This window comes from Pararhizobium capsulatum DSM 1112, from assembly GCF_030814475.1.
GTDB classification, from domain to species: domain Bacteria; phylum Pseudomonadota; class Alphaproteobacteria; order Rhizobiales; family Rhizobiaceae; genus Pararhizobium; species Pararhizobium capsulatum.
The window spans coordinates 55,432-81,245 of the sequence record NZ_JAUSVF010000007.1 but is presented as its reverse complement, the minus strand read 5'-3'; the positions used below and the strand labels follow the sequence as shown (position 1 = coordinate 81,245).

At 56.4% G+C, this 25,814-nt stretch carries 26 protein-coding genes; 4 read left to right on the top strand and 22 right to left on the bottom strand.

The window, feature by feature from the left end; all coding sequences use genetic code 11:
* Window positions 1-24: 24 nt before the first annotated feature.
* Together QO002_RS30690 and QO002_RS30685 are read right to left on the bottom strand one after the other, a co-directional pair.
* On the bottom strand, window positions 25-774 hold the full coding sequence (locus QO002_RS30690) for a pyridoxine 5'-phosphate synthase (protein WP_307237505.1): 750 nt from the start codon (window positions 772-774) through the stop codon (window positions 25-27).
* Between the two features lie 252 nt (window positions 775-1,026).
* Window positions 1,027-1,956: a sugar-binding transcriptional regulator gene (locus QO002_RS30685; RefSeq protein ID WP_307237503.1), complete on the bottom strand. Its 930-nt coding sequence runs from the start codon at window positions 1,954-1,956 to the stop codon at window positions 1,027-1,029.
* 229 nt (window positions 1,957-2,185) lie between these two features.
* Here QO002_RS30685 and QO002_RS30680 point away from each other — a divergent pair, with 229 nt between their 5' ends.
* From QO002_RS30680 to QO002_RS30670, 3 genes are read left to right on the top strand one after another with little or no spacing between them, the layout of a single operon-like run.
* Window positions 2,186-3,097, top strand: a complete 912-nt coding sequence (locus tag QO002_RS30680) for a tagatose-bisphosphate aldolase (RefSeq protein WP_307237500.1) — start codon at window positions 2,186-2,188, stop codon at window positions 3,095-3,097.
* Between the two features lie 14 nt (window positions 3,098-3,111).
* On the top strand, window positions 3,112-4,551 hold the full coding sequence (locus QO002_RS30675; protein ID WP_307237497.1) for an ROK family protein: 1,440 nt from the start codon (window positions 3,112-3,114) through the stop codon (window positions 4,549-4,551).
* The gene (locus QO002_RS30670; RefSeq protein WP_307237494.1) at window positions 4,529-5,695 is read left to right on the top strand and encodes a gluconeogenesis factor YvcK family protein; all 1,167 of its coding nucleotides are present in this window, start codon (window positions 4,529-4,531) and stop codon (window positions 5,693-5,695) included. Before QO002_RS30675 ends, QO002_RS30670 begins: the two co-directional genes overlap by 23 nt.
* Before the next feature lie 14 nt (window positions 5,696-5,709).
* Here the strand turns inward: QO002_RS30670 and QO002_RS30665 are convergent, their stop codons facing one another.
* From QO002_RS30665 to QO002_RS30630, 9 genes are all read right to left on the bottom strand, one after another.
* Window positions 5,710-6,483 carry an SDR family NAD(P)-dependent oxidoreductase gene (locus tag QO002_RS30665; protein WP_307237491.1) on the bottom strand — a complete coding sequence of 258 codons (774 nt, stop codon included), beginning with the start codon at window positions 6,481-6,483 and terminating at the stop codon, window positions 5,710-5,712.
* 14 nt (window positions 6,484-6,497) lie between these two features.
* On the bottom strand, window positions 6,498-7,610 hold the full coding sequence (locus QO002_RS30660) for an ABC transporter ATP-binding protein (RefSeq protein WP_307237488.1): 1,113 nt from the start codon (window positions 7,608-7,610) through the stop codon (window positions 6,498-6,500).
* A gap of 28 nt (window positions 7,611-7,638) precedes the next feature.
* A complete protein-coding gene (locus QO002_RS30655) occupies window positions 7,639-8,451 on the bottom strand; it encodes a carbohydrate ABC transporter permease (RefSeq protein WP_307237485.1) in 813 nt (270 codons plus the stop codon).
* Between the two features lie 2 nt (window positions 8,452-8,453).
* Window positions 8,454-9,329: a carbohydrate ABC transporter permease gene (locus tag QO002_RS30650; RefSeq protein WP_307237482.1), complete on the bottom strand. Its 876-nt coding sequence runs from the start codon at window positions 9,327-9,329 to the stop codon at window positions 8,454-8,456.
* 90 nt (window positions 9,330-9,419) lie between these two features.
* Window positions 9,420-10,727: an ABC transporter substrate-binding protein gene (locus QO002_RS30645; protein ID WP_370878635.1), complete on the bottom strand. Its 1,308-nt coding sequence runs from the start codon at window positions 10,725-10,727 to the stop codon at window positions 9,420-9,422.
* A gap of 732 nt (window positions 10,728-11,459) precedes the next feature.
* Complete coding sequence (locus QO002_RS30640; RefSeq protein ID WP_307237479.1) at window positions 11,460-12,248, bottom strand: CoA transferase; 789 nt, start codon at window positions 12,246-12,248, stop codon at window positions 11,460-11,462.
* A gap of 1,154 nt (window positions 12,249-13,402) precedes the next feature.
* The gene (locus tag QO002_RS30635) at window positions 13,403-13,555 is read right to left on the bottom strand and encodes a hypothetical protein (protein WP_307237476.1); all 153 of its coding nucleotides are present in this window, start codon (window positions 13,553-13,555) and stop codon (window positions 13,403-13,405) included.
* A gap of 314 nt (window positions 13,556-13,869) precedes the next feature.
* Window positions 13,870-14,061, bottom strand: a complete 192-nt coding sequence (locus tag QO002_RS31095) for a helix-turn-helix domain-containing protein (protein WP_370878634.1) — start codon at window positions 14,059-14,061, stop codon at window positions 13,870-13,872.
* Window positions 14,058-14,252 (bottom strand): hypothetical protein, encoded by a 195-nt coding sequence (locus QO002_RS30630; protein ID WP_307237473.1) that lies wholly within the window; start codon window positions 14,250-14,252, stop codon window positions 14,058-14,060. The genes QO002_RS31095 and QO002_RS30630 overlap by 4 nt, the downstream gene beginning before the upstream one ends.
* Window positions 14,253-14,571: 319 nt before the next feature.
* Between QO002_RS30630 and QO002_RS30625 the strand changes: the two genes are divergently transcribed.
* Window positions 14,572-14,742, top strand: a complete 171-nt coding sequence (locus tag QO002_RS30625; protein ID WP_307237471.1) for a hypothetical protein — start codon at window positions 14,572-14,574, stop codon at window positions 14,740-14,742.
* Window positions 14,743-15,133: 391 nt separating this feature from the next.
* Here the strand turns inward: QO002_RS30625 and QO002_RS30620 are convergent, their stop codons facing one another.
* From QO002_RS30620 to QO002_RS30570, 11 genes are all read right to left on the bottom strand, one after another.
* A complete protein-coding gene (locus QO002_RS30620; RefSeq protein WP_307237468.1) occupies window positions 15,134-15,514 on the bottom strand; it encodes a RidA family protein in 381 nt (126 codons plus the stop codon).
* Window positions 15,515-15,529: 15 nt separating this feature from the next.
* On the bottom strand, window positions 15,530-16,858 hold the full coding sequence (locus QO002_RS30615) for an alanine racemase (RefSeq protein ID WP_307237465.1): 1,329 nt from the start codon (window positions 16,856-16,858) through the stop codon (window positions 15,530-15,532).
* A gap of 26 nt (window positions 16,859-16,884) precedes the next feature.
* Complete coding sequence (locus QO002_RS30610; RefSeq protein ID WP_307237462.1) at window positions 16,885-17,616, bottom strand: aspartate/glutamate racemase family protein; 732 nt, start codon at window positions 17,614-17,616, stop codon at window positions 16,885-16,887.
* 12 nt (window positions 17,617-17,628) lie between these two features.
* On the bottom strand, window positions 17,629-19,092 hold the full coding sequence (hydA, locus tag QO002_RS30605) for a dihydropyrimidinase (RefSeq protein ID WP_307237457.1): 1,464 nt from the start codon (window positions 19,090-19,092) through the stop codon (window positions 17,629-17,631).
* A 14-nt stretch (window positions 19,093-19,106) separates the two neighbouring features.
* Entirely contained in the window at window positions 19,107-20,102 is a 996-nt protein-coding gene (locus QO002_RS30600; protein ID WP_307237454.1) for a quinone oxidoreductase family protein, read from the bottom strand.
* A 108-nt stretch (window positions 20,103-20,210) separates the two neighbouring features.
* A complete protein-coding gene (locus tag QO002_RS30595) occupies window positions 20,211-21,125 on the bottom strand; it encodes an N-carbamoyl-D-amino-acid hydrolase (RefSeq protein WP_307237451.1) in 915 nt (304 codons plus the stop codon).
* Between the two features lie 29 nt (window positions 21,126-21,154).
* Window positions 21,155-21,880: an ABC transporter ATP-binding protein gene (locus QO002_RS30590; protein WP_307237448.1), complete on the bottom strand. Its 726-nt coding sequence runs from the start codon at window positions 21,878-21,880 to the stop codon at window positions 21,155-21,157.
* 3 nt (window positions 21,881-21,883) lie between these two features.
* Window positions 21,884-22,663 (bottom strand): ABC transporter ATP-binding protein, encoded by a 780-nt coding sequence (locus QO002_RS30585; protein ID WP_307237445.1) that lies wholly within the window; start codon window positions 22,661-22,663, stop codon window positions 21,884-21,886.
* A 4-nt stretch (window positions 22,664-22,667) separates the two neighbouring features.
* Entirely contained in the window at window positions 22,668-23,489 is an 822-nt protein-coding gene (locus tag QO002_RS30580) for a branched-chain amino acid ABC transporter permease (RefSeq protein WP_307237442.1), read from the bottom strand.
* Between the two features lie 198 nt (window positions 23,490-23,687).
* A complete protein-coding gene (locus tag QO002_RS30575; protein WP_307237438.1) occupies window positions 23,688-24,548 on the bottom strand; it encodes a branched-chain amino acid ABC transporter permease in 861 nt (286 codons plus the stop codon).
* 48 nt (window positions 24,549-24,596) lie between these two features.
* On the bottom strand, window positions 24,597-25,805 hold the full coding sequence (locus tag QO002_RS30570; RefSeq protein WP_307237435.1) for an ABC transporter substrate-binding protein: 1,209 nt from the start codon (window positions 25,803-25,805) through the stop codon (window positions 24,597-24,599).
* Window positions 25,806-25,814: the final 9 nt, after the last annotated feature.

The window sequence follows — 25,814 nt, the reverse complement described above, 5'->3', positions numbered from 1 at the left end:
ACGGTGTCCAGAACTCAAAATTAATCAGATCATTTGTCCACAAGATTGTCGAAAACGACGAACAGTCTCTGCCATCCCATGCGTCAGAGCATCGGCGGTTAGATCATGGCCGATTGACACCTCGGCCAAATAGGGAATTCTCTCGATCAGCTTGGGCAGGTTCGCCACCGTCAGATCGTGGCCGGCGTTGACGTCAAGGCCGCGCGCGCGCGCAGCATCGGCTGTCCGACCCAACTGCTCAAGAACGACGAGGGCTCGCTCTTGATCATCGAAGCATCCACCATATGGTCCGGTATACAATTCAATCCGGTCGGCTCCGACTTCCTTCGCAACGTCCATCGAGCCTTCATCACCGTCACCGTCAGCGAACACCGAAACACGGATCCCTGAGGTTTTGAGCTCCGACACTGCCTCGATCAGAAAGGCTTTATGCTTCCTGAAATCCCAACCATGATCGGAAGTCGCCTGCAGGGGATCATCGGGAACGAGAGTTACCTGGTCGGCACGGGAATCGCGGCAGAGGTCCAAAAACTGGCGGGTCGGATAACCTTCGATGTTGAACTCCGCACCCCTGAATTCGTCAATCAGGTTTCTAAGAACGGGCAGATCGGCGAAGCGGATGTGTCGTTCATCTGGCCTTGGGTGCACGGTCAGCCCCTGTGCTCCGGCATCAAGGGCGATCCTGCCCAAGCCTTCGACACTTGGCCAAGGAAGTTTCCGTCGATTCCGGAGAAAAGCTATCGCGTTGACGTTGACTGAGAGGGCTGTGGTCATTGGTGTTCCAGACGTCGAGATTTGGTTGCGGTGCGAGGAGTTGGTCGTCTCATCGTAATCTCTCTATCAAGCATCGGAACACGGTGTGACCACCTTCGACCGGCAGGGAGGCCTCCGGTGATCCCGAACGAACTTCCACAGCATCCCCCTCGCTGAATTGCTACGCGAACGCTCCTCAATGTTCAGCACGTGGGATATTCGCCTAACGCATGGAACAGCGTCAAGCAATTTTTTCCAGAAAGTTATTTCACACTATTTCTGAGCAGCCCGATCGGCATGGATCTTTGGGTCGGCCTCACAGATTTCCAAAACAGCGAGCGCCGTCGTGGTGTCTGTTACAAGGGCGTTGATCATTCCGGACCGAACAGCTCCCACTATCCCAGCAGCCTTTTCAACGGTCGCGGCGACGCCAATTGACAGTCCCACGTTCCGCAACTGCGCGACCGACGCCGCAATCATTCGTTCCTCTCCCTCCCAGTGAAGAAGGGCGCCGTCGCGATCGACGTAATGTCGAATAACGTCGCCGACCGCTCCTCCGATGTCCTGCTCGCTAATCGTGGCTGCACTTGCCTCCGGAGGGTTTATCGCATGGGGAAGACCGATCCCCACGATCGCACAGTCAAGTTGATCCCAGAGACCCGTAGTTTGCTTGACGACTGGGTCAGTGAGGAACGCGTCTCTCAGTTCGACAGAAGAGACGTATGGGGCGTGCAGAAAGTGCGCCGTGCCACCGAATTGCTCTGCGGCCTGGCGAACAAACTCATTGATCTGAAAATGAGGGGCGGACTGCTGCAATCCCCCGTTCAACGCAACTGCACGAACTTCTGGTACCCGTGGCAAACCGGCTTGTATGACCTCGCGCACCGCGCGCCCCCAACCTATTCCGACGACAGCTCCCTTCGAGAGGTTTTCGTCCTTCAGCATATTACCAAGAGGCGTTGCCAACGAGGAAAGAACACCGGTCGAAGGTGTATCGACCACGGCGGCGCGCTTCAAACCGAGAACCTCAATCAGACGGGCCGTAATCTCGTCTGGAATCACCAGGTCCATGACCTGGATCCGTACAATTCCAAGCGCCCGCGCCCTCGTAAGAAGCCGTGAAACTGTCGCGGTGGAAACGCCCAGCTTCTTCGCAATCTCGACTTGCGGCATATCGCTTTCATAGTGAAGCTTTGCCACCATATGGATCGTCGCTCGAGACGTCGTGTCGTGTGATGTTTGCGGAAGCAGCTTGCAATTCCTTTCTGCAATGTGTTACATAAGGCGGAAAGTTACACCTAACGGGTCCACAATTCAATCCAGACATCGTCCCATACAAGCGATCGCTTGAGATGGCGCGAAAGGAAGACGTGTGACCAAAATCCGACCAAGCGCCGACACCGTCAACGCACATGTAAGAGGGAACACGAGTATGACAGCTATGACCACCGCGGAGCGCCGCGGCTATCACCAGATTTGTGATTCTAGCGGAGCCATGATGGTAATTGCGTGCGATCAGCGGGGTGGAATGCGCACTGTACTCGCGGCGACCCCCGAAGAACAGGCGAAAATCAGTAATGAAACACTCGGGGAAACGAAGGCAGATATCACCCTGTACCTGGCCTCCAAGGCTGGTTGCGTGTTGGTAGATCCGGTTTGTGCTGTTCCCGGACTGGTGGACGACGATATACTGCCTAGAGATACTGCACTTCTAATCGGCATCGACGCCTCGGGTTGGGAAACTTCCGCCGAGGGCTATCGTATCTCAAAGATGGTTGACGGCATCGATGCCCGGAAAGTGCGTGAACTAGGTGCTACGGGCGGGAAGATCATGATCTACCTGCGCATGGATACGCCGGATGCAAATACGAGGAACCTGGAGACGCTGAAAAAGAGCATCCAGGACTTCGCTGCGGAAGACCTGCTGCTTGTCGTCGAGTTCCTAACCTATCAACTGGAAGGCGAAAGCAAGGAAGACTATGAATCGAAAGTTCCGATGCTGATCGTCGAGGGTTCGAGAGCATGCCTGGAACTTGGTTCCAAGGTCCTCAAGATTCCCTATCCTGGGACGGAGGAAGCATGTGCTGAAGTCACCAAAATCGCCGGCGATGTACCGTGGGCGGTACTGTCTGCTGGTGTAGATCACAAGACATTCCTTCCACAGGTCGAAGCGGCAATGAAAAACGGTGCCTCCGGCGTCATCGCAGGAAGGTCTCTCTGGAAGGATTGCATCTCGCTCGACCGCAAGGTTTCGAAGGAGAAACTTTCGACAATCGCGATCTCCCGCCTTCAGGACATTCAGAATATCATCCGCCGCTACCGCGCCGATAGTGCCGCTGCCTGAGGTTCGCAAACGAAATGTCTCCAAAAGATTTTGCAATCGGCATTGATGTTGGCGGCACGAATATGCGGGTAGCAAGGATCTCTCCCTCAGGAGAGATCCTTGAAAGGCGGTCAATCGCCGGAAGCCGCGATCCGACAACGGCGCTTGGACTGATCAGGGACTTGGTTCGAAGCATGGATGGAGACGGCGCTCGGGCCATCGGCGTCGGCATCCCCGGACGAGTGAACGGCTGGACGGGCGAGATCATTTCAGGCGGTTTCCTGGATCTCTCCGGCGTCGATCTGAGACGCGAGCTTGCAGATAGTTTTGGTCACCCGACCTTGGTGGCCAATGATTGCAGCATGGCACTCATCGGCGAGTCGCGACGCGGAGCGGCCAGAGGATTGCGCAACGCCGTCATGATGACGATCGGCACTGGGATTGGCGGTGCGGTCATGGAGGACGGCCAGATTGTCAACGGCAAGAGATGTGCGGGTCAGCTCGGTCATCTGGTGGTCAACTTAAATGGGCAGCCTTGCCCGTGTGGTCAGCGTGGTTGTATCGAAACGGAATCGTCGGGCACTTCATTGCGACGCCATCTGAACGACGTCGGTTATGGGCCCGAAATTCGTTTCGAGCACGTTCGCGAAAGCGCGGAAGCAGGCAATGAGCGAGCAATCGGCGTCATGCGCGCGTGGGGCGGGCCTCTACGTGCCGCTATAAACACTCTTTCTGCAGCCTTCGATCCCGACGTCCTCGTGCTGGGCGGGGGCATGGGTGAGGCCGCCGTCGCTTCTTTGAATTTTCTTCCTGACCTTCAAACCTGGTATCAAGTGCCGGTCCGCCTTGCAGAGCTCGGCGACGATGCCGGCGTAATCGGATCAGGGCTTGCCGCCCTCGAAGTGGTGTCGCGTTCCAACCACGGAACGGCTAAGCGGCTCCTCATGGTCAACGGGGTTCCCGCTTCCGGAAAAAGCGGAGTAGCTGGCTCATTGTCCGAGAAAACCGGTTGGCCTATCCTGGCGCTGGACACCGTGAAGAACCCATTTCTCGAATTGATCGAGAACGTCGATCGGCCGTTCAATCGTGTCCTCGGCCGTGCCAGTTACAAGTCGATTTTCTCAATCATCAAAGAGTCCCCTCCTGGTTCGACGTTCATTGTCGATGCCTGGTTCGGATTTCAACCCGTCGACGTCCTGCGCGAACATCTCGCAATGGCGGGTATAACGGAAGTGCTGGAGCTGTGGTGCCATGCCCCTCCCGACGTAATCGGCCAGCGATATGGACAACGCAGCGGCCGACGGCTGCCCGGCCATCCCGGATTGGCCTACGTGCCGGAACTCATCGAGTTGGCTCGACGGGCGAGGCCTTGCGGTCTCGGACCCGTGTTCGATATTGACACTACGACACCGATAGAAACGGATACGGTTCTGACGTGGATAACGGACTCATTTGAACAGAAACTCGGCACCTGACGACGTCGCCGCCATCATCCGTGGAGCAGCATTGAAACGAATTGTCCTGTTCTCAGGAGGAAGCGCCTGTCGCTCGATCAACCTCGCGCTTTGCGGCAACGCACATTTGACACGTGTCGTGCCTAGCTGGGATAGTGGGGGAAGCTCGAAGCTAATCCGCGAGAAGGTGGGCCTCCTTGCTGTGGGCGACCTTCGCCAGGCCCTGATGACGATGGCGCATGGTGAAGGACGAGCGGGAGATGTTGTCAAGATTTGCAACGCCCGTTTGTCGAGCAATCTCGGGATGGACGTCGCTCGCGCCGAATTTCAATTTTACTCCGAGGCGCGGCACCCTTTGCTTGAACGGATGCACCCCGGCTTGAGAGGGGCGATCCTGAACTATCTGAAGACGTTTGCGTCGACGGTCGGAGCGGGCTTCGATTACAGAAACGGCAGCATCGGCAACTTCATCCTTGCCGGCGCCTGTCTGGCCCATAATGGCGACATTAACACCGCCGTGTTCGTGTTCCGCAAGCTCTGCAGCGTTGTCGGCGATGTATGGACGTCGTCTCTCGAGAACGATCTCGTCCTCACCGCGACGTTGAAAAACGGCAGAAAGATTGAGCGGCAGGATGCGATTACCAAGCTGTCAGAAGACGAGGCAACGATCGGTATCGACTATGTCGAGCTTTCAAGGACTTCGAACGATCGGCCGAAAGCTAATCCCGCGGCCCTGGAAGCCCTCGCGAATGCAGATCTGATCGCCTTCGGCCCCGGAAGCGTCTTCACGAGCCTCCTTCCGCACTTACAGATCCAGGAAATCGCCACCACACTGTTGAAAGTGAATTGCCCTCGTGTCTGGATCGGCAATATTCTCCAATGTCCGGAAACCACCGATCTAAAGCTTGGTGACATTTTGCGGGCGTGTCGGAGCCAATGGCAGCGGGACGATAGGTCTCGCCGCCAACTGTTGACACATGTCCTCGCTAACAGGGTGCTCTTTCCGTTCGAGAAGACGGTCGGCGCCTTCCCCTACCTTTCACATGAGACCGACGATTGCGATCAGCCCGCCGTGATCATCGGCGAGTACGAAGACGCCTGGAACAGGGGCCAGCACGACGGAAAAGCCATCGCGAACGCATTACGTGAGATCGCGGCGAGCTAACCCTGCCCCAGCGATCACCAGATCGTATAGCCGCAATCGACCGGAATTACCGTCCCAGTCATCGCGCTGGAAGCACCACTCGCAAGAAACAGGATCGCGGATGCCACTTCGTCCGGTTTTGCGACACGCCGCATGGGAGTAAAATCCATCCAGATCGGCATTCGCTCCGGGTCGTCGAAGCTTGTGTTTGACATCGGCGTGTCAACGTAAGTCGGTGCGACGCAGTTAACCCGGACCCCCCGCTCCGCCCATTCGCCACCAAGGCTTTTCGTCAGATGATGGACCGCGGCCTTGGCGGAATTGTAGTGAGCTTGCCGCTGGGGCTTGTTGGATATCAGTCCCGAGATAGAGCCGAGCGTAACGATCGCGCCCTTAGAACGACCGAGCATGTGTTTTCCGAACTCACGGCAGGACCAGTAGACCCCGTTGAGATCGACGTCGATCAGCCGCCTCCAATTGTCGTCGGCGATCTCTTCCCCTGGAGTATCCGGCCAAGCAATTCCGGCGTTTGCCACAAGGATGTCGACGGAACCGTGTCGTTCGTTCGCTGCCTTTGCGGCGGCCGCCACATCGTCTGGACGCGTGACATCGAGACGGACGGCATCTGCCGCATAGCCCTTGGTTGCGAGGTAGGCGCGACCACTTTCAAGCAACTCGTCGTTGACGTCGGAGATGATGACGTGCGCGCCGGCTTCGAAAAGAGCTTCGGCGGCAGCAAGCCCGATCCCGCGGCCACCACCGGTGATGAAGGCGGTCTGCCCGTCCAGGCGCATTTTCTCAAGATACATGGAACCTCCAAACTTCAGATATGTTCAGCGACAAGCGGGTGGGTCGTCAGCGATGGCAACGCGGCGCCATCAGGCGCAAAAACATGGCTGGAGCCCGCCGTCGCCGCGAGACGAACTCGGTCATGGACGCGTACACTGCTGCTGCCATCAAGTTGAGCGATCACGATCGTGTCGGGACTAAGTTCAACGTGAATAAACGTCTCACTGCCAAGCCGCTCGACGACGATCACCCCGCCAGTCAGCGGGCCTGCGTCGTCCAGTCGGAGATGCTCAGGCCTCACGCCGACATCAACGCTGTCGCCAATGGCGACTTTGTTTGGCGACACCGGTACGGTCAGGCGCGAGCTTCCAAGGAGAGAAACCTCGACGCCGCCGGTGGATGCAGAGATGACCGACCCTTTTATGAAATTCATTTTCGGGCTGCCGATGAACCCGCCCACGAAACGATTGACGGGGTGATGATAAAGCTCCATCGGGCTGCCGACCTGCTCGATCCTGCCGTCCTTCAAGACGACGATCTTGTCCGCAAGCGTCATCGCCTCCACTTGGTCGTGCGTCACGTAGATCATCGTTGAACCAAGGCGCTCGTGCAACCGAGCAAGTTCGATGCGTGTCTGGACCCGCAAAGCTGCATCGAGGTTGGATAGCGGCTCGTCAAAGAGGAAGATCGATGGTTCGCGGATAATGGCACGGCCGATGGCAACACGCTGGCGCTGCCCTCCAGAGAGAGCACCGGGCTTGCGATCCAGATATTGTCGCAGCTCAAGTAGATCGGCGACCCGTTCCACTCGGGCGTCGCGCTCGGCCTGCGGTACTTTTGCCAGTTTGAGTGCGAATCCCATGTTCTCCCGGACGGTCATGTGTGGATAGAGGGCATAGCTTTGAAAAACCATCGCAAGACCGCGTTCGTCGGGCGGGATGTCGTTCACCCTTTTGCCCGCGATCAGGAGATCTCCGGACGTAATCTCCTCCAAACCGGCAATCATGCGCAAAAGAGTCGATTTTCCGCAGCCGGAAGGCCCGACGAACACGCAGAATTCGTGGTCCTTGATCTCAAGGTCGATGCCCTTGATGATTTCCAGGGCGCCGAACGACTTGGTAACATTTTTCAGACTCAGGTTTGCCATGAGTAGTTCCTTGAATTCTGTAGTTCGATCATTTCACGGCTCCGAAGGTGAGGCCTCGCACCAGTTGTCGCTGCGTGATCCATCCCATGATGAGGATTGGGGCGACCGCAAGCGTAGAGGCCGCCGACAGTTTGGCCCAGAACAGTCCCTCAGGACTTGAGAAGGATGCGATGAAAGCCGTCAGGGGACCGGACTGGGAGGCAGATAGATTGAGCGACCAGAACGCTTCATTCCAGCAAAGGATGATGGACAGCAGAGCGGTCGATGCAATTCCTGGCAGTGAGATCGGGATCAGAATGTAGCGCATCTGCGTCCAGAACCGAGCGCCGTCCATCCTTCCCGCCTCAAGGATAGGCGTAGGCACGTCTTTGAAGAACGAGTACAGCATCCAGATAACGATGGGGAGGTTTGATAGCGTAAATAGGATCACGAGCCCGATACGTGTGTCCAGCAGGCCCGCATCCCTGAAAAGAAGGTACATCGGAACCAGCACGCCAACTGCCGGCATCATCTTGGTAGACAGCATCCACAAGAGCAAATCCTTGGTTCGCTTGCCAGGATAGAACGCGCAGGCGTACGCCGCGGGCAGTCCGATAATCAAAGCCAGAACCGTCGAGCCGACCGATTCGACCAGACTATTCAGAGCGTAGTGAAAGTAGTTGGCACGACTGTTCACATCGACATAGCTTTGAAGCGTCGGTTCGAACAATATCGATGGTACGACTGCGTCGATTTCACTTTTGAAGGACGTGAGGACCATCCAGAAGATGGGAAAGAACATCACGACAGCGGACGTCCATCCTATGATTCCCGCAATGAGTGAGTTTCTCGATTTTTTCATGATCAGTCGCGCTCCAGATTTTTCGCAAAGGTTCTGATGAGGAACGCGGCGACTATGTTTGCAAGCACGATAGCAATCACGCCTCCCGCGGAAGCCCCACCGACGTCCCACTGCAGAAGAGCGCGCATGTAGATGAAGTAGCTGAGGTTGGTCGTGGCCAGACCTGGTCCCCCCGACGTCGTGACCAGAATTTCGGCGAAGACCGAGAGCAGGAAAATGCACTCTATCATGACGACGACCGAAATCGGACGAAGGAGATGCGGCAGAGTGATGTTCCAGAACATTGAAAAGCCCTTCGCACCATCCATGCGGGCCGCTTCAAGCTGTTCTCGATCCAATGACTGCATGGCTGTCACAAGAATAAGCGTGGCAAAAGGTATCCACTGCCAGGCAACGATCATGATGACCGAGAACATCGGCGCCTGGACGAACCAATCGACGACCGGCAAGCCAAGCCAGCGTGAAACATAGGAAAAGAACCCGTTCACCGGGTGCATCAGCAGGTTCTTCCAGATCAATGCGCTGACCGTCGGCATGATGAAAAACGGAGCGGTGACAAGGAGGCGGGCGATGTTCCGGCCTGGAAAGTCTTGATCGAAGACCACCGCGAAAATAATACCCGCGACCACGGTGATACCCAGAACACTGCTGACAAGGACGAGCGTGTTGAAAATGGAAATCCACAACCGAGCGTTAGACAGCAGAAGCCTGTAATTCGTAATTCCCGCAAAACCGGTGATCAATGGATTCTGGAGATTGTATCGCTGGAATGAAAACCAGAGTGTAAGCGCCAACGGCACGATCATCCAAAACAACAGAACGCCGACTGCCGGGGCAAGTAGCGGTCCTGTTCTCACGTCTCTTGAGCGGGCTGCCATTCAGTGTACTCCAATGATTACTCGCACGCCTCTTGGTAGAAACGCCCGGTCGCGGGAGGTGAGCGACCGGGCGTCGGGACGCATTGGATGTTACTTGATGTAACCAGCCTGCGTCATAGCTTCGACCGCGTTGTCTTGAGCGGACTGAAGTGCGTCATCGACCGAAGACTGTCCAGCGAGTGCACCTGCGATCGCCTGCCCTGTGGTCGTTCCAATACCTTGATACTCAGGTATGATGACGAACGAAATTCCGGTGTATGGTACTGGGTCGCGTGTGGGCTTGGACGGGTCTGCGGTGAGGATCGCCTTCTGCGTCATCTCCGCGAAGGGCGCGGCCTTCAGGTACTCTTCCGTATAAGTGGATTTACGCGTGCCTGGAGGCGAGGTTACGACGCCGTTCGTCTTGGCGACGAGTTGGACGTAGTCTTTAGACGTCGCCCACTTGACGAAGCTTTTTGCTGCGTCGGTCTTTGTGGACGTAGACGGAATGGCAAGTGCCCACGCCCAGAACCAGCCGTTGCCGACATCTGTCACCTCGCCGGGACCTTTTGCATACCCGACCTTGTCCACGACTTTCGAGGTGTCCTTGTTGTAGAGACGGCCCGCGGCGGAAGTCGCGTCAACCCAGATACCGCAATGACCTGCCGCGAAAAGCGCCTGGTTTTCGTTGAAGCCGTTTGCGGTCGCTCCTGGAGGACCGTACTTGTTCATCGTGTCAACGTAAAAATTGACTGCTTTCTTCCACGGCTCGGACGTCAGCTGCGGCTGCCAGTTATTGTCGAACCATGTACCCCCCCAGACGTTCGCCATGAGCGTAATGAGCGCCATGTTTTCGCCCCAGCCCGGCTTGCCACGAAGGCAGATGCCATACTGTTCCTTGGACTTGTCAGTCAGCTTTTCCGCGAACTCAGCGATCTGTGTCCAGGTCGGCTGTTCCGGCATCTTCAGCCCAGCCTGCTCGAACAGGTCTGTATTGTACATCGTGAACGAGCTTTCTGCGTAGAATGGAACGGCGTAGAGCTTGCCGTCGGCCGAAAGGCCGTTCTTCACAGACGGAAACAGGTCGGCGTAGTCGTAGTCGTCGCCGAGATCGTCGAGTTGGTTCAGCCACCCTGACTTGCCCCAAATTGGCGTCTCAAGAGCGCCGATCGTTACGATGTCGAACTGTCCACCTTTGGTGGCGATATCTGTCGTGACGCGCTGACGCAGCACGTTCTCCTCCAGCACGACCCAATTGAGTTTGTTGCCGCTGCTCTTTTCCCATTCTGCCGACAGCTTCTGCATGACGATCATATCGTCATTGTTGACTGTCGCGATCGTAAGCGTTTCGGCGTGAGCGAGCTGCGATCCAAGGATCATAGCGCCAAACGACAATATGGAAGTTTTGAAAATTCCCATCGACTCCTCCAACGGTTAAAAGTTGGTCCCCTCTAAATTACGTTTGAGCATGGGGACCATTGTGCTTCAACGCTTTTTGAACCTTGTCTGTCGGACGCAAAATCCCTCCCGCGGGTCATGCCCTCGGTGAAATTGACGCTGCTTTGCTGTTTGGTCTGCGCTACCCGTCGTGCCGCCGTCGGGAATTTAAATGGGGAGTGTGGCCGAGGCGCGAAACGGGTGCAGTTGTGAAGGTAGCGAGTGAGATACGCCCCTGTTTAGGCAAGTCGGCCTTGTGCGTCGAATTTTGCAACTTCACCTCCCTGTGTAAGCGCCTTAGACAGTGAAACACCTTTCTGTATGAAATTGCAATAGCCTTCATTGAAATTTCTCCCACCGAACTAGATGACAACAGAGCCCCGCAAAAACATAGCATTATGTTTTTATATCAATGTGATACCACTAGAGGACCAACAACAGGACCGGTTGCCCCAACCAACTACAAGTGCTCAGGCCATGAGGAATCTCGCAACAAAAGTTCACACCTCCGACCAAATCTCTCTCGTTGATTTTTCCGATCGGGATACTTTAGGTAGGCATTGGACACTGATCGGGCGTCGCTATTCTCGCCGCGCGAGATCACGGCATATGGCTCGTCCCCGGCACTCTCCTCGAGCGGGAAGGCGCGCAAGTCTTCCCCTGATGCCATTCTTGCAACTAACGGTTTTGCGAAGCGCCGGGTACACCGTTCACTCAACCAAGCCAGACCGCCTCGTTTGAACCGAGTTTTATTGCTGGCCGTGTCCAGTTCATCGGTATGCCAGCAATGTTGACCGGTGGAAGCAAGCGCAGCGCCGGTCCCCAATCTGTTTGTTCAACGGTGGTGCCGAAGTCTTCATCCATCAACGGTGCAAATCTGGCGTTGGATGGGCTGTCTTTGTGATCAACTAGGAGCTTTGCTGTGCGGGCCAGAGACAGCCGCGCACTTATTGGGCCTGCGCCTGTCGATTTTGCGATCACACCCCGAACTGCGGCAGCCGCCAGGAGATAGCCTGTAGCATGATCGAGTGCTTGAACGGGAAGCGAGAACGGAGCGTCTGCGCTGCGCCAATCCATGCCCGTTGCAGTAATCCCGGACGAAAACTGGACGAGGCTGTCAAAGCCGCGCCGCCGTGCCCAGGGTCCGCTATGGCCATAAGCATCGAGGGATATGTCGATCAGGCCAGGGCGAACGGCCTGTCGCGCTGCGGTACCGAACCCGATTTCTTCGAGTGCGTCGCTGCGATAGCCATGAACCAATATGTCCGCCTTGTTGAGCAACTCACTAAAGACATTACGCCCAGATGGCGTCTTGAGGTCGAGCCTTGCGCAATGCTTACCCAATGTGACTTCGGGGATGACGCCGGGTTCATCCCATCCGGGTGGATCGATACGCAAGACATCCGCGCCAAATCCAGCAAGAAATCGCGTCGCCACAGGCCCCGCAAGAACGCGGGTGAGATCGATATAGCGCGGCGATCTGGATGAGAGGCCGATTCTCATCCTGATTGTCGCGCCGCAGATCGAGCACACGCAGCCCCGAAAGCGGGCGAGCGGGAGAGGGCTGCCATTCGTTTGCCATCCGCTTGCCGGGTGTATCCCAAAGTATCAATTTTTCTGCCGAAACAGCTTCGCCTTGCGGATGGGCAGCCCAATCTTCGACAGACCGCAAGCGTGCGGCGCAGCCACCAGCAGCGACAATCGCTTCTTCAAGCTCGTCTCCACACCATGTCTTGACAATGTCCGCAACAGCCTCGCGGCTTGGTTCGCAACCAAGCACTGATAGCGCCGCTGCGCGGTGATGCGGGGCATTGGTATGGAGTTTGATCCATCCATTCGGTGTCTTGTAATCGCCCGCCATGGCGTCCCAAGGGTTCGGCATTTCCCAACCTTGAGGCCGAATTGACCAGGTGAACCAGAGCGACGCCAACCTATAGGCGACCGAGACTGGTGGGAATGGACTTTCTAGAGTTCGTCGTAATTAAGGAGATCGAAGGCGGCGAGATTATAGCGACGACTGAAAGCAGCCTTTGGCGAATTGCTCAGAAAAAGGAATTCACATGAACAACGTCGACATCAGCCCCGACAAGCCATTGCGCGCCCCGTCGCTTGTCCTGGCAGGAGTTCTATCGGCTGCGCCCCGATCTGCGGCCAGCGAATGATAATCAGCCGGCATCAATCGCCTCACGCATCTCCCAAAACGAATGCGTTTCCTATCAGAGCAGCAAAAGCGCATAGTAGTTGGTCGCTGCCAATTTAAGGGTATCAGCGCTTGAAAGATCATAGTGCTTTCGCCCACAACAGGAGTGATTGCCATGTCCTTTTACGGACAATCAATCGGCGACGAATCGCTGGTGATGATGAGAAGGGTTCTCGATGAAGAATGCGCACGTCGCGAAATTGACCCTGACGCGGGGCAAGGCCAAGACCTAGCGCTTGTTGTCATGCATGCTTTCCGTAGCGGAATGACGGATGAGAAGGAACTTGTCGTCCTGGTCCGAAACCTTACGGACGAAGTTTGTTGACAGAAAGGAGCCGACCGCATGGGGCGCGCTCGGCTCCTTCGCCGGGTGATAAGGCCGGTGATCACCAAGGAGGTGACATAGCTATACCGGCAAGTCGGCATTAAGTTCCCTTGTCCCGACCAACTTCGGCCCTCACGCAGCGATACGGCGAGCCGCCTTGTCTGCGTTTTTGCGATCGTCTCCGAATTGAGTGAGGATTTTCTGCGCATCCTGAATTTCGATCCTGTGCTTTTTCGCAAACGTGATCACGTCTTTTGGAGCCGGTGCCGGCTTTTCAATAGTCATATCTGTCTCCTGGATTTTCGGGGCACGGGCGCAAACGGCTCAACATGCCATCGCGTTAGATATAGGCGTTGCGGGGTGGGATTGCTAGGCGCCAACGGCCAGCACGGTCTCCGCCGTACCAACGAGGATAAAAGGCGTGCCGTTCTTACGCTGCTTCAGGATGCCGAGTGGGCGCGGTGGAGTGATAACGAGATTGGTCGAAGGGCTGGAGTGAGCCCGACCACCGTTGGTGCAATCCGTAAGTCACTATCCAATCTGGATAGTGAGCGCGCACCTACACCACCAAGCACGGCACCACCATGTATAGGTGAAGGCTAACCCTTCGGCCGCCACCCGCTATCCAGCGCCTGCATGACCAGTGCCAAAAGGCGAGGAACGGAAATCGGGTTTTTTGTCCGTTCAAACTCAGAGATGCGGACGCCGGAATGGTAACCCAGAAGCGCAGCGAGCTCGGATTGAGTGAAGCCGAGTCGCTTGCGGATAGCCTTGAACTCTTCTCTGGTCATGCGGCACGCAGGTACTGCTGCCCATGTACGTCGACGATGAAGTCAAGTTCGCGGGCAACGTCGTCAGCCTGCATGATCAGCGTATAGGCCTTATCCTTTGAAACTTCTCGATAGACCTCGCCATCAATGCGGACATCGAAGGCGTAGACCTTGCAGTTGCCATCGAAGCGCTTGGTGATGTTGATTTTCATGATGCGTTGGTCATTTGCTTGCTCCCTTTCGATGATTAGACACTAACGTAAATACGTTAGTATGTCAAGACCAAAGTTAAACTAAAAGGAGATCCACATGAGCATGCTTACCGAGAACGACCGACCCCTTCAGGGCCGCCGCGTATCATGGTCAGAGTTCTATTGGCTCCGGCCTGATCTACGGCCTGCGAATGATAATGTGAAATCTCCAATTCCCCTGAATATCGAGGCTGCCAGTGTGAGTGGTAAAAGGGCGACGGCCTGAAATTGACGACGTGCTCCCGGTCGTGCCAACTTGCCGGAAGGCGGGAGGGGAACAATGATCAACGATATAATAATCGCGTGGGGTGCGGAGAAGCTTGATGGCACCATGGCCTTCGCTATCGGCGTGCTCGCTGATGTCACTCACAATAATGTCATGGAGTGGGCAAGCATCATCTTGGGCCGCGATAGTGGGATGCGGCATCCTGGCGCTTATCGGCATCGCTAAATCTTGACTTGTCGTCCTGGGCCGGCAGGCCTGAAACGATTGCTTCCGCTCCTGAGCCAGTGGCTGTGGGGGCGGCGGCCACTGGCTCGCTTCCGCTGCTCATCTACAAGCGCGCAAGCACCAGCGTCGAATTGACCGACACCAGCATTATGAAACACTAATAGATGGTGGAAGTTCCATGAGAAATATTCGAACACGATAACGCACGCTCTTACTTTGGAAGCCCCCCAATTTCGCGGTGGTTATCCTTGATATTTTTTGCTTCGGCCTCGAGAACGGAACCGAAAGATGGCGGCGAACCGAGCCTTAGAGTGTCTTTACAATATGACGAGCCAGACCGCGATAAGCGTACTACCGACCTCCCACCTCAGAATGAATGATCTATGAACCTCTATCGCGATGCCAGAACTGCGACACAGTCAACCTCGAAGAGGATGCCGTTGAGTGTGCAGCCAACGGTGGTTCGGACAGGGAAGTCCTCTTTGAAAAAGTCCGAATAAACTACGTTGAAACGCTCAAAATCTGAAAGGTCTGCCAAATAGGCGTTGACCTTCACCACCTCGGTAAGCCCGCTGCCGGCCCCCTTTAGGATCGTCTCCATGTTGCGAAGGGCCTGCCGCACCTGAGCCCCGAAATCAACCGGCATTTCCCCCGTTGTAGGGTCGACCGGCCCCTGGCCTGCCACGAAGACGAAACCATTGGCGATTACCGCATGGGAATACGGGCCGGCGCGCTTGGGCGCCTCCTCCAGCACGATATGTTGCTTCTGCATTGCCTTGTCCTCGCCTCAGAAGAATGTTTTCACCGCGTCGACAACATCAAAACTCTCATCCAGAACGCAGAGAACGTCCCATTTGTCGAAGGTCGTACAGGGATGGGAGATTCCAAGCTCTACCAGGTCTCCCGGACGCAAAGGACTGTCCTCGGGGCATTTGAGGTAGGCGTGTTGGTCATTCAGCATGATTACCTCGTGTCCATTGGGCAGTCCTGCCACAGCCATTGCAGGTGAGCCCGAGGCGTAGCGAAGCGGGCGCGGCAGATGCGCGTCATAGGAAACGTCACGTCTGCCAGCGTTAAGAAAGGCAAGGCCGGGTTCCGGTCGCGACTGCACCGTGGCCCAAACTGTCAGCGCCTGAGCGGGCTTGGCATCTAATTTTGCCAGTTCAGGCGAACGTTCCAGCGCGCGAGCGATCTCGCGCTCATACATGCCAGCATCGTGAGAGATGTAACAACCACTGCGCAGTACAACACGCGTAGGTTTCTTCAATACTACGCGCCTTAATGCTTTCGCAACAAGGTCGAAATAAGCCGACCCACCTGCCGTCAGCATAATTTCCCGTCCACCGAACAAATCGGAAGCGGCAAAAGCTTCGGCAGTGCGCCTGATAAAGCCGAGGAATTCTTCGATACGGCGTTCAATCTCGGGTCGATCGGCTCCGCGGATGCTGCCCTCGAAACCTTCGATACCGACCAGAACAGCCGAGCCGCGCATCCGGGCGATGCGTTCCGCAATAGCCCGTGCCTCGGCTTCGGTGCGGCAGCCGGTTCGCGCGAAATGAGACCCGAGCTCGATCAGTACTTGGAATGGCCGATGGCCCGCAATACCGGCTCCAACTCGGTCGAGCAGCTCGGCTCCCTCAACCGAATCGACGAGAAAATAGAACTCGAAGTTTGGATCTTCGATCTGCGTTCGCGCAATATAGGTTAGAAAGCCGGTGTCCAGTATTTGGTTGGCCAGAAAAATTCGTGATACGCCGTAGTGACGGGCCACCTGAACGTGATGCTGGGTGGAGAGGGTAATGCCCCAACAGCCGTCATCAAGCTGTTTACGGAAGAGCTGCGGCGCCATTGTCGTCTTGCCATGGGGGCAAAGCGAAACGCCGTAGTATGTTGTGACCGCGGAAATCCATCGGCTGTTTTGCATAACCGCGGCTCGATCAAGTACAGCAAGCGGTGTCGGAAGGTCTCTTCTCAGCAGGTTCCAACCTTTAGCACCGATTTCGCCAAGCGGCATAGCCGGCAGATTTCCGGGCATTCCCTTCGTGCGGCTGTCGACACGTACATCAATGAGTGCGGGAAACAACGGCGAGGTTACATGAGCTTGTGCGTTCGACATATGAACACTCCTTTGGTCGGTCTCTTTCAGGGCTGAAAACGTGCCATTTCCCCGTCGTATCGCTTAAGATTTGGATATGCATAGCCGCAGGCTCGGCTGGTGCTAAGCCCCATGCCAATTAAGCCCTCAAGCATCTTCACTCCGGCGGCCACGCCATCGACAACAGGCACGCCAAGCTCGCGAGAGATGTAATCAACCAGATCGGCCATCCCCGCACAGCCCAGCACGATGCAATCGGAATGGTCTTCTGCGATTGCCCGCCGGCATTCTTCAAGAATGACGTTTCGTGCTTCCGAACCTTCCACTTCCAAGTCCAGTACCGCCAACTCGGTCGTGCGAACCTTTCGGCATTTGTGCTCCATGCCGTAAGCACGCACGAGATGTTCGAGGATGATGCGATTGCGGTGGCCGGTCGCGACGATGGAAAAACCTTCGCAGATGAAGGATGCCATGTGCATGGCAGCCTCTGCGATGCCGACAACGGGGCCATTCGCAACTTCTCGAGCTGCATGCAAACCCGGATCATCGAAGCAGGCGACAAGATAGCCGTGAAAGCCTTGAGCGGAACCCTTACGCACCTCGTCAACCACGCCGAGAGCACTGATGACCTCATCATAATGACCTTCGATGGAGGCTGGCCCCATATTCGGGCTGACCGCCACGATCTCGGTCCCGGGAAAAGCAATGGAAGACGCTGCCTCGCCAATCTTTGCGGTCATCGTTAGCGTCGTGTTCGGATTGATCACCTTTATCTTCATCACTTTGTCCTTTCAGCGCGTTGCAGTTTCAACGCTGCCCGTTACGGGATCGAAGGGCGTTACATGCTTGCCTCGTGGCTTGATAGCCTCATAGGGGCCGCGCGCAAGAAAACGTCCGTGACCGGACTTGCCGACGACCGCACCTTCGTCACATATGACCTCGCCGCGCGAGAGCGTCATTATTGGCCAGCCCTTTACCTTCACACCTTCATAGACGGTGTAGTCGACGTGGTGATGTAGCATGTCGTTACGGATCGTTACCTGGCGCTCCGGATCCCAGATTGCGATGTCTGCATCGGCCCCGACAGCTATCGTGCCCTTCTTCGGATGAAGGCCAAAGAGTTTTGCCGGATTTGTTGATGTGAGCGCGACAAACGTATTGAGGTCGATACGACCCTTGCTTACTCCCTCTGAGAAGAGAATTGGCAGACGTGTCGCGAGCCCTGGCACGCCGTTCGGGATAGCGCTGAAAGGTGCATTTTCACCGCCGACTTTTTTGCCGTGTGGGTCATCAAAGCGGTTCGGTGCATGGTCGGAAGAAACGACGCCAATCGTACCGGTGCGGATGTAGTCCCACAGCGCCTCTTGATCGGCTTCGGTACGCGGCGCCGGACTGCACAGAAACTTTGCGCCTTCAAAATTCGGCCGATCAAGATCCTGGGCCGTCAACATCAGATACTGCGGGCAAGTTTCCCCGAAAACCTTCAAGCCGCGGTTCTGCGCCCGGCGGATTTCTTCGGCCGCCTCTGCGCCGGAGACGTGGAAGATCTGGATCGGCACATCAAGCAGCTCAGAAAGCATGATGATGCGGTGGCAGGCCTCACGCTCTACCGGCATGGGTTTGGCCCAGGCATGATGCTTGGGGCTGGTCAGCCCCGCCTTTTCGAGGACGCGTGTCAAATACATGATCGCTGCATGGTTTTCCGCATGGACCGTGACAAGCGCACCTGTGCGGCGGGCAAGCGCCAGCACGCGCAAAGTCTGTTCGTCATCGAGAACAACATTCGTGTAGGTCATGAAGATCTTCAGTGACCGGTGTCCCTCTTCGATGAGCGGCACCAGTTCTTCCAACACCGCATCCGTGGGGTCGGTCACGACGAGATGGAAAGAATAATCGATCAGCGCGAGGGCCGCCTTGCGATGATAGTCCCGCAAAGCATCGCTAATGCCGCTGCCCTTGGTCTGCTGTGAAAACGAGATTACCGTCGTCGTGCCACCGGCCGCTGCCGAGGACGTAGCGGAAACGAAACTGTCGGCATTCTGGATCTCGCCAACCTGAGGTTCCTCGATATGGCAGTGAGAATCCACGCCACCTGGCAGAACGAGCCGCCCTACTGCAGAAACTTCTCTTGCGGCACCCCCGAGATTTTCGCCGATTGCGACGATCCTTCCGTCAGAAACCGCTACATCTGCTTGAAAAGTGTCGCTTGCGGTGGCGACGGTTCCACCGCGGATGACGAGATCGTAGTTTGCCATGACTTCAGCTCCGGCTATTGATTGCAATTGGGATTGACAGCAAGCAGAAGCTTTCCCGAAACCATCCGGGATTCGAGACATTCGTACATCTGCTGTGCCTGTTCGAAGGAAAAGATGCGTTCGACGGGCACGCGAAGTGTTCCGTCGGCTACTGCGGCAAGGGTGAGGCTTAGACCATCACGCCAGGCCTGCCCGGTGAAATCGAGATGACCGAGATGAAAGCGGGAAAAGGTGCCCGATTTCTCGACGAGGCGTGCCCAAAGATTGTCGAGCGGTCGGCCCTCCGCCTCGCCATAGCTGACGATCTGCCCGAGTGGACGAAGCAATGAGAAGCTGCGATCAAGAATCGTCGCCCCCGTGGAATCGTAAATCTTGTCCAAGTACCGGCCGTCAAGAAAGCTGCGGATCTCTCCGACAAAATCCGCCTCCCCGCGGTTCACGACGAGGCTTGCTCCGTATTCGAGTGCTCGCATTTGTTTGCCCGGAGTACCCACTGTCCCAACTACAGCAGCGCCTGCTTGGATTGCGAGTTGGGTGAGGTAGAGACCAACACCGCCGCCGATCGCATGAATGAGGACGACATCACCCGGCCGAATAGTCGATACCGTATGCAGCAGATGCCAGGCCGTTTGTGCTTGTATGAGGAAGGCCGCCGCAGTTTCAAGGTGCACGGAATCTGGCAAGCGGATCGCGGCAGCGGCCGGTACGACGCAGAACTCCGCGAAGCCGCCACCCGCCTCGGCATATCCCGCCACGCGGTCTCCCACTGAAAAGTCTTGGACGGCAGCGCCGATGGCTATCACTGTGCCAGCAATTTCATAACCTGGTACAAGTGGGTAGCGTGCAGGATGAGGGTAAGTCCCACGCCACATCATCGTATCGGCAAAGTTGCAGCCGCAACAGGCAACGGCGACAACGATATCGCCCCGTCCTCCAACGGGTGGAGCGATGTCGGCAATGCGCAGGACACCCGGTGCTTCGCCGGGTTGTTCGAGCAGGATCGCGCGCATGGTCTTCTCCCTCTTCTCATTGTCGCCCATGTAAGCGGCCATGCCGCTCTCGTTCCGCCTCCCTCATGCGAAGGCGGTGACAATTTTTCTTTGTAGAACGGCGTCCGATCAGACGGCGGCGATAAGCCCGTAGTTCTTCGGTTCACGATGCAGATCGAAATTGAAGATGTTCTCGCGGATCTCCCGGCAGCGGGCGAAGTCGGCGGCGGCCGTGATGACCTCGTCCTCAAGCGTGTTGGTCAATGCCACAAGCTCTCCCGTGGGCGCGACAATGCAGGAATGCCCCAGCAACATGCAGCCTTCCTCGATACCGACCTTCCCGGCTGCCGCAGTCCACGCGCCGTTCTGGTAAGCACCTGCCTGCATTGAAAGAAGATGATGGAAGGAGCTGAGTTGGTCGTGCTGCGGGACCGGCGGATTGTGCAACGGTGTGTTGTAGCCACCGCAGATCAATTCCGCGCCTTTGAGACCCATCACGCGCCATGTTTCCGGCCAGCGCCGGTCATTGCAGATGAACATGCCCGTCTTGAAACCGTCGATGTCAAAAACAGGAAAACCAAGGTCACCGGTCTCGAAATATCGCTTTTCCAGATGCTGGAATGGGCGATGAGCTTCGTATTCCTTATGACCAGGCAAATGCACTTTTCGGTATTTCCCGACAATTTTTCCGGCTTTGTCGACAGCGATGGAGGTATTGAAGCGTCGCTTCGTGTCGCCTTCTGTCACGAGCTCGGCAAATCCAAGATTGAAGCCGACTCCGTGTTTTACTGCGGCATCGAAGAGCGGCTGCGTCACTGGGCTTGGCATTTCCGTCTCGTAGAACGCATCCAGCTCGGCTTCATCGGTGATATGCCAGCGTGGGAAGAACGTGGTCAGTGCCAGCTCCGGGAAAACGATAAAATCCGAATTTCGGGCCGCTGCCTGTTCCAGCATATAGACAAGTCGCTTCACGGCCTGGTCGCGGCTGTCGCTGCGTGCGATTGGACCGAGTTGGCCTACTGCTAGTATGATCTTTCCTGGCATGTTTTTCTCCGTTACCGCTGTCGAGGCCCTTAGCCACCGAGATAAAGTTGCTTGACTTTTTCGTCGTTGAGGAGGTCTTGGGACGCTCCCTCGAGGCCTATGTGCCCGTTTTCAAGCACATAGGCGTATTGGCTGATACGCAGCGCCATACGTGAGTTCTGCTCGACCAATACGATGGTCGTGCCTTCATCCCGATTGATTTCCAGTATGAGGCGGGCGATGTCGCGCACGACCAAAGGTGCCAGTCCCAGCGATGGTTCATCCAGCAGGAGAAGGCGTGGCTTTGACATCAAAGCACGGCCGATGACCAGCATCTCCTGTTCGCCGCCCGACAATGTCCCGGCCTGTTGCTTGAACCGCTCACGCAGCCGGGGAAAGCGGTCCAGAATACGTTCCAGATCGCGCTTCACTGCATTATCGCGGCGTGTATAGGCGCCCATCAGAAGATTGTCCCTGATCGACATGAGCGGGAAGACGCGACGTCCCTCCGGCACCATGGCGATGCCCATCGCAACCCGCTTGGCTGCCGGGATTTTGTCGATGCGCTGGTCATCGAACCAGATCTCGCCTTCGGTGAGACTGGCCAGGCCAGTAATGGCCCTCAGGCTCGTGCTCTTTCCAGCGCCGTTGGCGCCGATCAAAGAAATGATCTGGCCGGCATCAAAGCCAATGCTCACGTCGGCAATCGCTTTTACGCGGTCGTAGCGAACGCTCATCCGGCGCGCCTCAAAATATTTCGTGCTGCTAACGGCCATGCCTCAAAAGCTCCCGATCTGCTCGTCGTCTTGACCGAGATATGCTTCGATAACAGCTGGATTGGCACGAATTTCTGCCGGCAAACCTTCTGCAATCTTCGAACCGAAGCTGACAACGACGATGCGATCGCTGATGCGCATAACGGCGCGCATATCATGTTCAACGAGCAAGATGGTGATCCCGCGCTTGCGTATGCCCTCCACCATCTGGACGGCACGGTCGGTTTCCTCCGAATTCATGCCCGCGAAGGGCTCGTCGAGCAGCAGCACACGCGGCTTTGCAGCAAGCGCGATCGCAATCCCGAGGGCGCGGAGATGTCCCTGAGGAAGATTGCGCGCGAGCTCGCTCTTCATCGAACCGAGACCCAGATAATCGAGGATTTCGGCGGCGCTTTCAGCGGAAGCCTTCGCATCGATGCGCGCCGCCGACGTGGAGAAATAGGCTCCGAAGGGCGTCGCTTTCAGCCCAAGCTGATGAGCGACGACCACATTCTGGAGCGCCGTCATTTCCTTAAACACCGTCGTTTCCTGGAACGTCCGCACGACACCGGTCCGCGCCACCTGATGCGGTTGTTTACCGCTGATGACTATCCCATCGAGCAGGACCTGGCCCGACGTTGGCTTCAGGAAAGAACTGATCAACTTGAACAACGTAGACTTGCCCGCACCATTCGGGCCGATAACCGACAGGATTTCTCCTTTCGATACACTGAAGGAGATATCGTTTACCGCGGTTAGGCCGCCAAAGCGCATAGTGAGATTTTGAACATCGAGGAAGCTCATGGGATCACCTCGCTCCACGGCGCAAGACCGCGCCTATACTGAGCAGGCCATTGGGCAGAAAAAGCATGACGACGATCATCAGGATGCCGTACAGCAGCGCCTGGTACTCCTGAATCGAGCGCAGCAACTCGAAGGCGATGACGAGACCGAATGCGCCGACGATCGGCCCTAATGCATATTCAAGTCCACCGAGGAAGCAATAGAGCATGAAGTTGATTGAATCGGAGACGTTGTAGGTCGCGGGATAGATGTTCTGCTGCAGAGCTGCGAAACACGCGCCGGCGATGCCACCCATGGCAGAGCAGAGAACGAAAGCGAGAACCCGATAGCGCGCAATGTCGATGCCGATAGACATCGTCAGCTCTTCGTTTTCGCGCATCGAACGGAATACCCATCCGATCCGACTGTTCGAAAGCCGCCAGACCGCGACATAACCCAGCAGCAATAACGTTGCGGCGAAAAGATAGAACGCTAGGGGCGTGGACAGACCCGCTGGACGAGGAATGTTGAGGATACCGCCGCCGTTTGCACCGAGTGTGTTGAGGAATAGAAGGCGCATCGCCTCCGTCAAGCTAAGCGTCACCATGGCGAAGTATATTCCGCGCAGTCTGAGCAAAGGCCAACCAATAAGGAAGCCGACAGAAGCGGCGACCAGTGCGGCAATTGGCAGGCAGACCCAAAAGGAAAGGTCGTACGCCGTCGACAGGATAGCTGAGGTGTACCCTCCCAAAAGCGCGAAAGCGCCCTGCCCGATATTCACGCGCCCGATGGCAAACGTGATCCAAACGCCCAGGCTGGCAAACGAAAGCAACGTGGCATTGGTCATCACGTTCAGCCAGTAGGCCTGGCCGGACAGAACAAGCGGTACCGCCGCATAGAGTAAGACCGCGAGAATGCCGATCGTCCGAAAACCGATCTTGCCGTCAAGGAGAAGCGTAGAAGTGATATGCAGCGGCCCGGAAAATGATTTTGACATAAGGTCGTCCTTGCCAGGTACGGGTTAGTTTCGCGAAGGCTCGTATGGTCAGCCCCAGGGCTTGCCCATGATCCCTTGCGGCCGCACCAAGAGAAACGCGATGAGAGCGACGAAGATAATCAGATAGGTGACGGAACCTGGAAAGAGCGCGTACCCTATGGCTTCTGCAAACCCGAGAACGACAGCCCCCAACAAGGCCCCTCCGATGACGCCGGCCCCGCCGATCATGATCATGATGAAGGCCTTCGTGGATATTGCCGTGCCGATACCCGCGTTCACGCCGGAAACGGAAATGAGCAGCCCGCCGGCAGTTGCCGCCAGCGCAGCACCCAGCCCGAAGCCGAACATGCTAATACGACCGACGTCTACTCCCATCAGCGTGGTGGCGGCACGATCCTGTGCCAGAGCGCGCATGGCTCGTCCTGTGCGGGTGTAGTAGACGAAAGACAGAACGACAACGATTAGAAGCAACGAAATGACAAAAACCATCAGCCGATTTGCGGGAAGAAACGCGCTTCCAATACGGTAGACGCCCTGAACCATCGGTGGGATGCCGCGTTGCTTTTCTCCAAAGAGATACAGCGCAGCATTCTCCAGCAGAAACGCGGTCCCAACGGCGAGAAGCATAGAGTTCTCCTCGCGCGTCGCCGAGCCCATGACCCGCTGGAAAAGGCCTCTTTCCATCGCCATTCCCACGGCGCCGACACCTATGGCAGCAGCCGCAAGGCCTACGCCATAAGGCATTTGATACACCGTGCACACCCAGTAGACTACCAGGCCACCGATCATGAACATCTGACCGTGCGCAAAGTTAAGCACGTTCATGATGCTGAAGATTAGAGTAAGGCCAAGCGCAATCAGCGCATAGTTGGCAGATAGGATCGCGCCATTTATGATGACTTGTTCCATGTCGTTCTTTCGTCGATTGCGTTTGGCTGCTTTGCGCTGTCGATACCGCTACTTCACCGCGCCGATGGAAATGGTGACAAACTCACCACCCTTGGTCTCGGTTAATACAAGGGGCACGCCGATCTGCCGCTTCTGGCCGTAGTCAGCCTCGCCGGTGAAGCTGAGTGTGCTGTCAGCCTTCAAGAACGGATTGCGCATGGAAAAGTCCGCGATCTGCTTCTTGAAGAGGCTGGCATCGTCAATAGCGGCAGGCCCTGCGGCTTGGAGCGCGGCAAGAATGACTTCAAGTGCATAGACTTTGGTGCCGGCTTCGTCGTTCCACTCACCTGCAACCTTAGTATAGTTCTCGATGAACGCATCCATGTATTGGCTGCGAATTTCGGGAGTGGATGCACCTCCGATGGAGATAAGACCATCGCCATACTCACCGGCCATTTCCTTGATAACCTTGATATCCTGGCCGGAATCGCTGGCGAACAAGCCCGTGTAGCCAAGCTCGCGGGCAGCGCGCATGAGCAGCGGCGTATTGGATGGTGCAGACGCCGGCAGGAAGATCAGGTCCGGAGCCTTGTCAACGACATTCGACATAATCGGGAAGAAGTCTGTAACATTGGGTTCATAAGTTGCATCAGCGACTACAACATCAAGACCGAGCTTCGTTGCTGCAGCGACGCCATCGTCTCGGTTGCTGAGGCCATCGCTGTCGTTACGGGCAACGAAAGCAACCTTTTTCACCCCCCGCTCTTTCTGCAGAAGCTCAAGGATGGCCGGTGCGACCTGATAGCTCGCCACCATTCCCATGACCGCATTCTCGGCCGGCTGGGTGAAAAGTGAGCGGCTGGACGCGTAAGGGAAATAAATTGCATTGTATTTTTCGGCGATCGGGCGGACGCTGGTTGCCGTCACATCGGTATTCGGACCGATAACGTAACGAATGCCTTCCTGTCCCATCAAGCGTTCGGAACCGGAGACCGTAAGCTTTGGATCGTTTCGGTCGTCGACTGAAACAATTTCGATCTTGTATTTCTCGCCGCCGATATCGATGCCGCCCTTCTCGTTCCACATGGCGGCCGTTGCCTCTGCAGCATATTTGTTGACCAGACCCCATGAGGCCTCCGCGCCACTCATTACGCCAAGCTGGCCGATTTTGAGTGTCTTGCCATCGGCGAAGGCAAAGTTCGGGATGCCCACGACAGTCGCAAGAAGCGCGTAGGTCGACAACTTGATAATGGTGCGCCGAGATTTCGAATTCTTCATTTGTAATCT

Excerpts from the sequence above, each read along its gene's own strand:
- QO002_RS31095 (WP_370878634.1), bottom strand. The coding sequence starts at position 14,061 with ATGACCAGAGAAGAGTTCAAGGCTATCCGCAAGCGACTCGGCTTCACT.
- hydA (WP_307237457.1), bottom strand. The coding sequence starts at position 19,092 with ATGGCAAACTACGATCTCGTCATCCGCGGTGGAACCGTCGCCACCGCA.
- QO002_RS30615 (WP_307237465.1), bottom strand. The coding sequence starts at position 16,858 with ATGTCGAACGCACAAGCTCATGTAACCTCGCCGTTGTTTCCCGCACTC.
- QO002_RS30590 (WP_307237448.1), bottom strand. The coding sequence starts at position 21,880 with ATGGCCGTTAGCAGCACGAAATATTTTGAGGCGCGCCGGATGAGCGTT.
- QO002_RS30640 (WP_307237479.1), bottom strand. The coding sequence starts at position 12,248 with ATGAGAATCGGCCTCTCATCCAGATCGCCGCGCTATATCGATCTCACC.
- QO002_RS30680 (WP_307237500.1), top strand. The coding sequence starts at position 2,186 with ATGACAGCTATGACCACCGCGGAGCGCCGCGGCTATCACCAGATTTGT.
- QO002_RS30580 (WP_307237442.1), bottom strand. The coding sequence starts at position 23,489 with ATGACCAATGCCACGTTGCTTTCGTTTGCCAGCCTGGGCGTTTGGATC.
- QO002_RS30630 (WP_307237473.1), bottom strand. The coding sequence starts at position 14,252 with ATGAAAATCAACATCACCAAGCGCTTCGATGGCAACTGCAAGGTCTAC.
- QO002_RS30665 (WP_307237491.1), bottom strand. The coding sequence starts at position 6,483 with ATGTATCTTGAGAAAATGCGCCTGGACGGGCAGACCGCCTTCATCACC.
- QO002_RS30655 (WP_307237485.1), bottom strand. The coding sequence starts at position 8,451 with ATGAAAAAATCGAGAAACTCACTCATTGCGGGAATCATAGGATGGACG.
- QO002_RS30620 (WP_307237468.1), bottom strand. The coding sequence starts at position 15,514 with ATGCAGAAGCAACATATCGTGCTGGAGGAGGCGCCCAAGCGCGCCGGC.
- QO002_RS30635 (WP_307237476.1), bottom strand. The coding sequence starts at position 13,555 with ATGACTATTGAAAAGCCGGCACCGGCTCCAAAAGACGTGATCACGTTT.
- QO002_RS30595 (WP_307237451.1), bottom strand. The coding sequence starts at position 21,125 with ATGCCAGGAAAGATCATACTAGCAGTAGGCCAACTCGGTCCAATCGCA.
- QO002_RS30685 (WP_307237503.1), bottom strand. The coding sequence starts at position 1,956 with ATGGTGGCAAAGCTTCACTATGAAAGCGATATGCCGCAAGTCGAGATT.
- QO002_RS30610 (WP_307237462.1), bottom strand. The coding sequence starts at position 17,616 with ATGAAGATAAAGGTGATCAATCCGAACACGACGCTAACGATGACCGCA.
- QO002_RS30625 (WP_307237471.1), top strand. The coding sequence starts at position 14,572 with ATGATCAACGATATAATAATCGCGTGGGGTGCGGAGAAGCTTGATGGC.
- QO002_RS30690 (WP_307237505.1), bottom strand. The coding sequence starts at position 774 with ATGACCACAGCCCTCTCAGTCAACGTCAACGCGATAGCTTTTCTCCGG.
- QO002_RS30660 (WP_307237488.1), bottom strand. The coding sequence starts at position 7,610 with ATGGCAAACCTGAGTCTGAAAAATGTTACCAAGTCGTTCGGCGCCCTG.
- QO002_RS30575 (WP_307237438.1), bottom strand. The coding sequence starts at position 24,548 with ATGGAACAAGTCATCATAAATGGCGCGATCCTATCTGCCAACTATGCG.
- QO002_RS30675 (WP_307237497.1), top strand. The coding sequence starts at position 3,112 with ATGTCTCCAAAAGATTTTGCAATCGGCATTGATGTTGGCGGCACGAAT.
- QO002_RS30570 (WP_307237435.1), bottom strand. The coding sequence starts at position 25,805 with ATGAAGAATTCGAAATCTCGGCGCACCATTATCAAGTTGTCGACCTAC.
- QO002_RS30645 (WP_370878635.1), bottom strand. The coding sequence starts at position 10,727 with ATGGGAATTTTCAAAACTTCCATATTGTCGTTTGGCGCTATGATCCTT.
- QO002_RS30600 (WP_307237454.1), bottom strand. The coding sequence starts at position 20,102 with ATGCGCGCGATCCTGCTCGAACAACCCGGCGAAGCACCGGGTGTCCTG.
- QO002_RS30650 (WP_307237482.1), bottom strand. The coding sequence starts at position 9,329 with ATGGCAGCCCGCTCAAGAGACGTGAGAACAGGACCGCTACTTGCCCCG.
- QO002_RS30585 (WP_307237445.1), bottom strand. The coding sequence starts at position 22,663 with ATGAGCTTCCTCGATGTTCAAAATCTCACTATGCGCTTTGGCGGCCTA.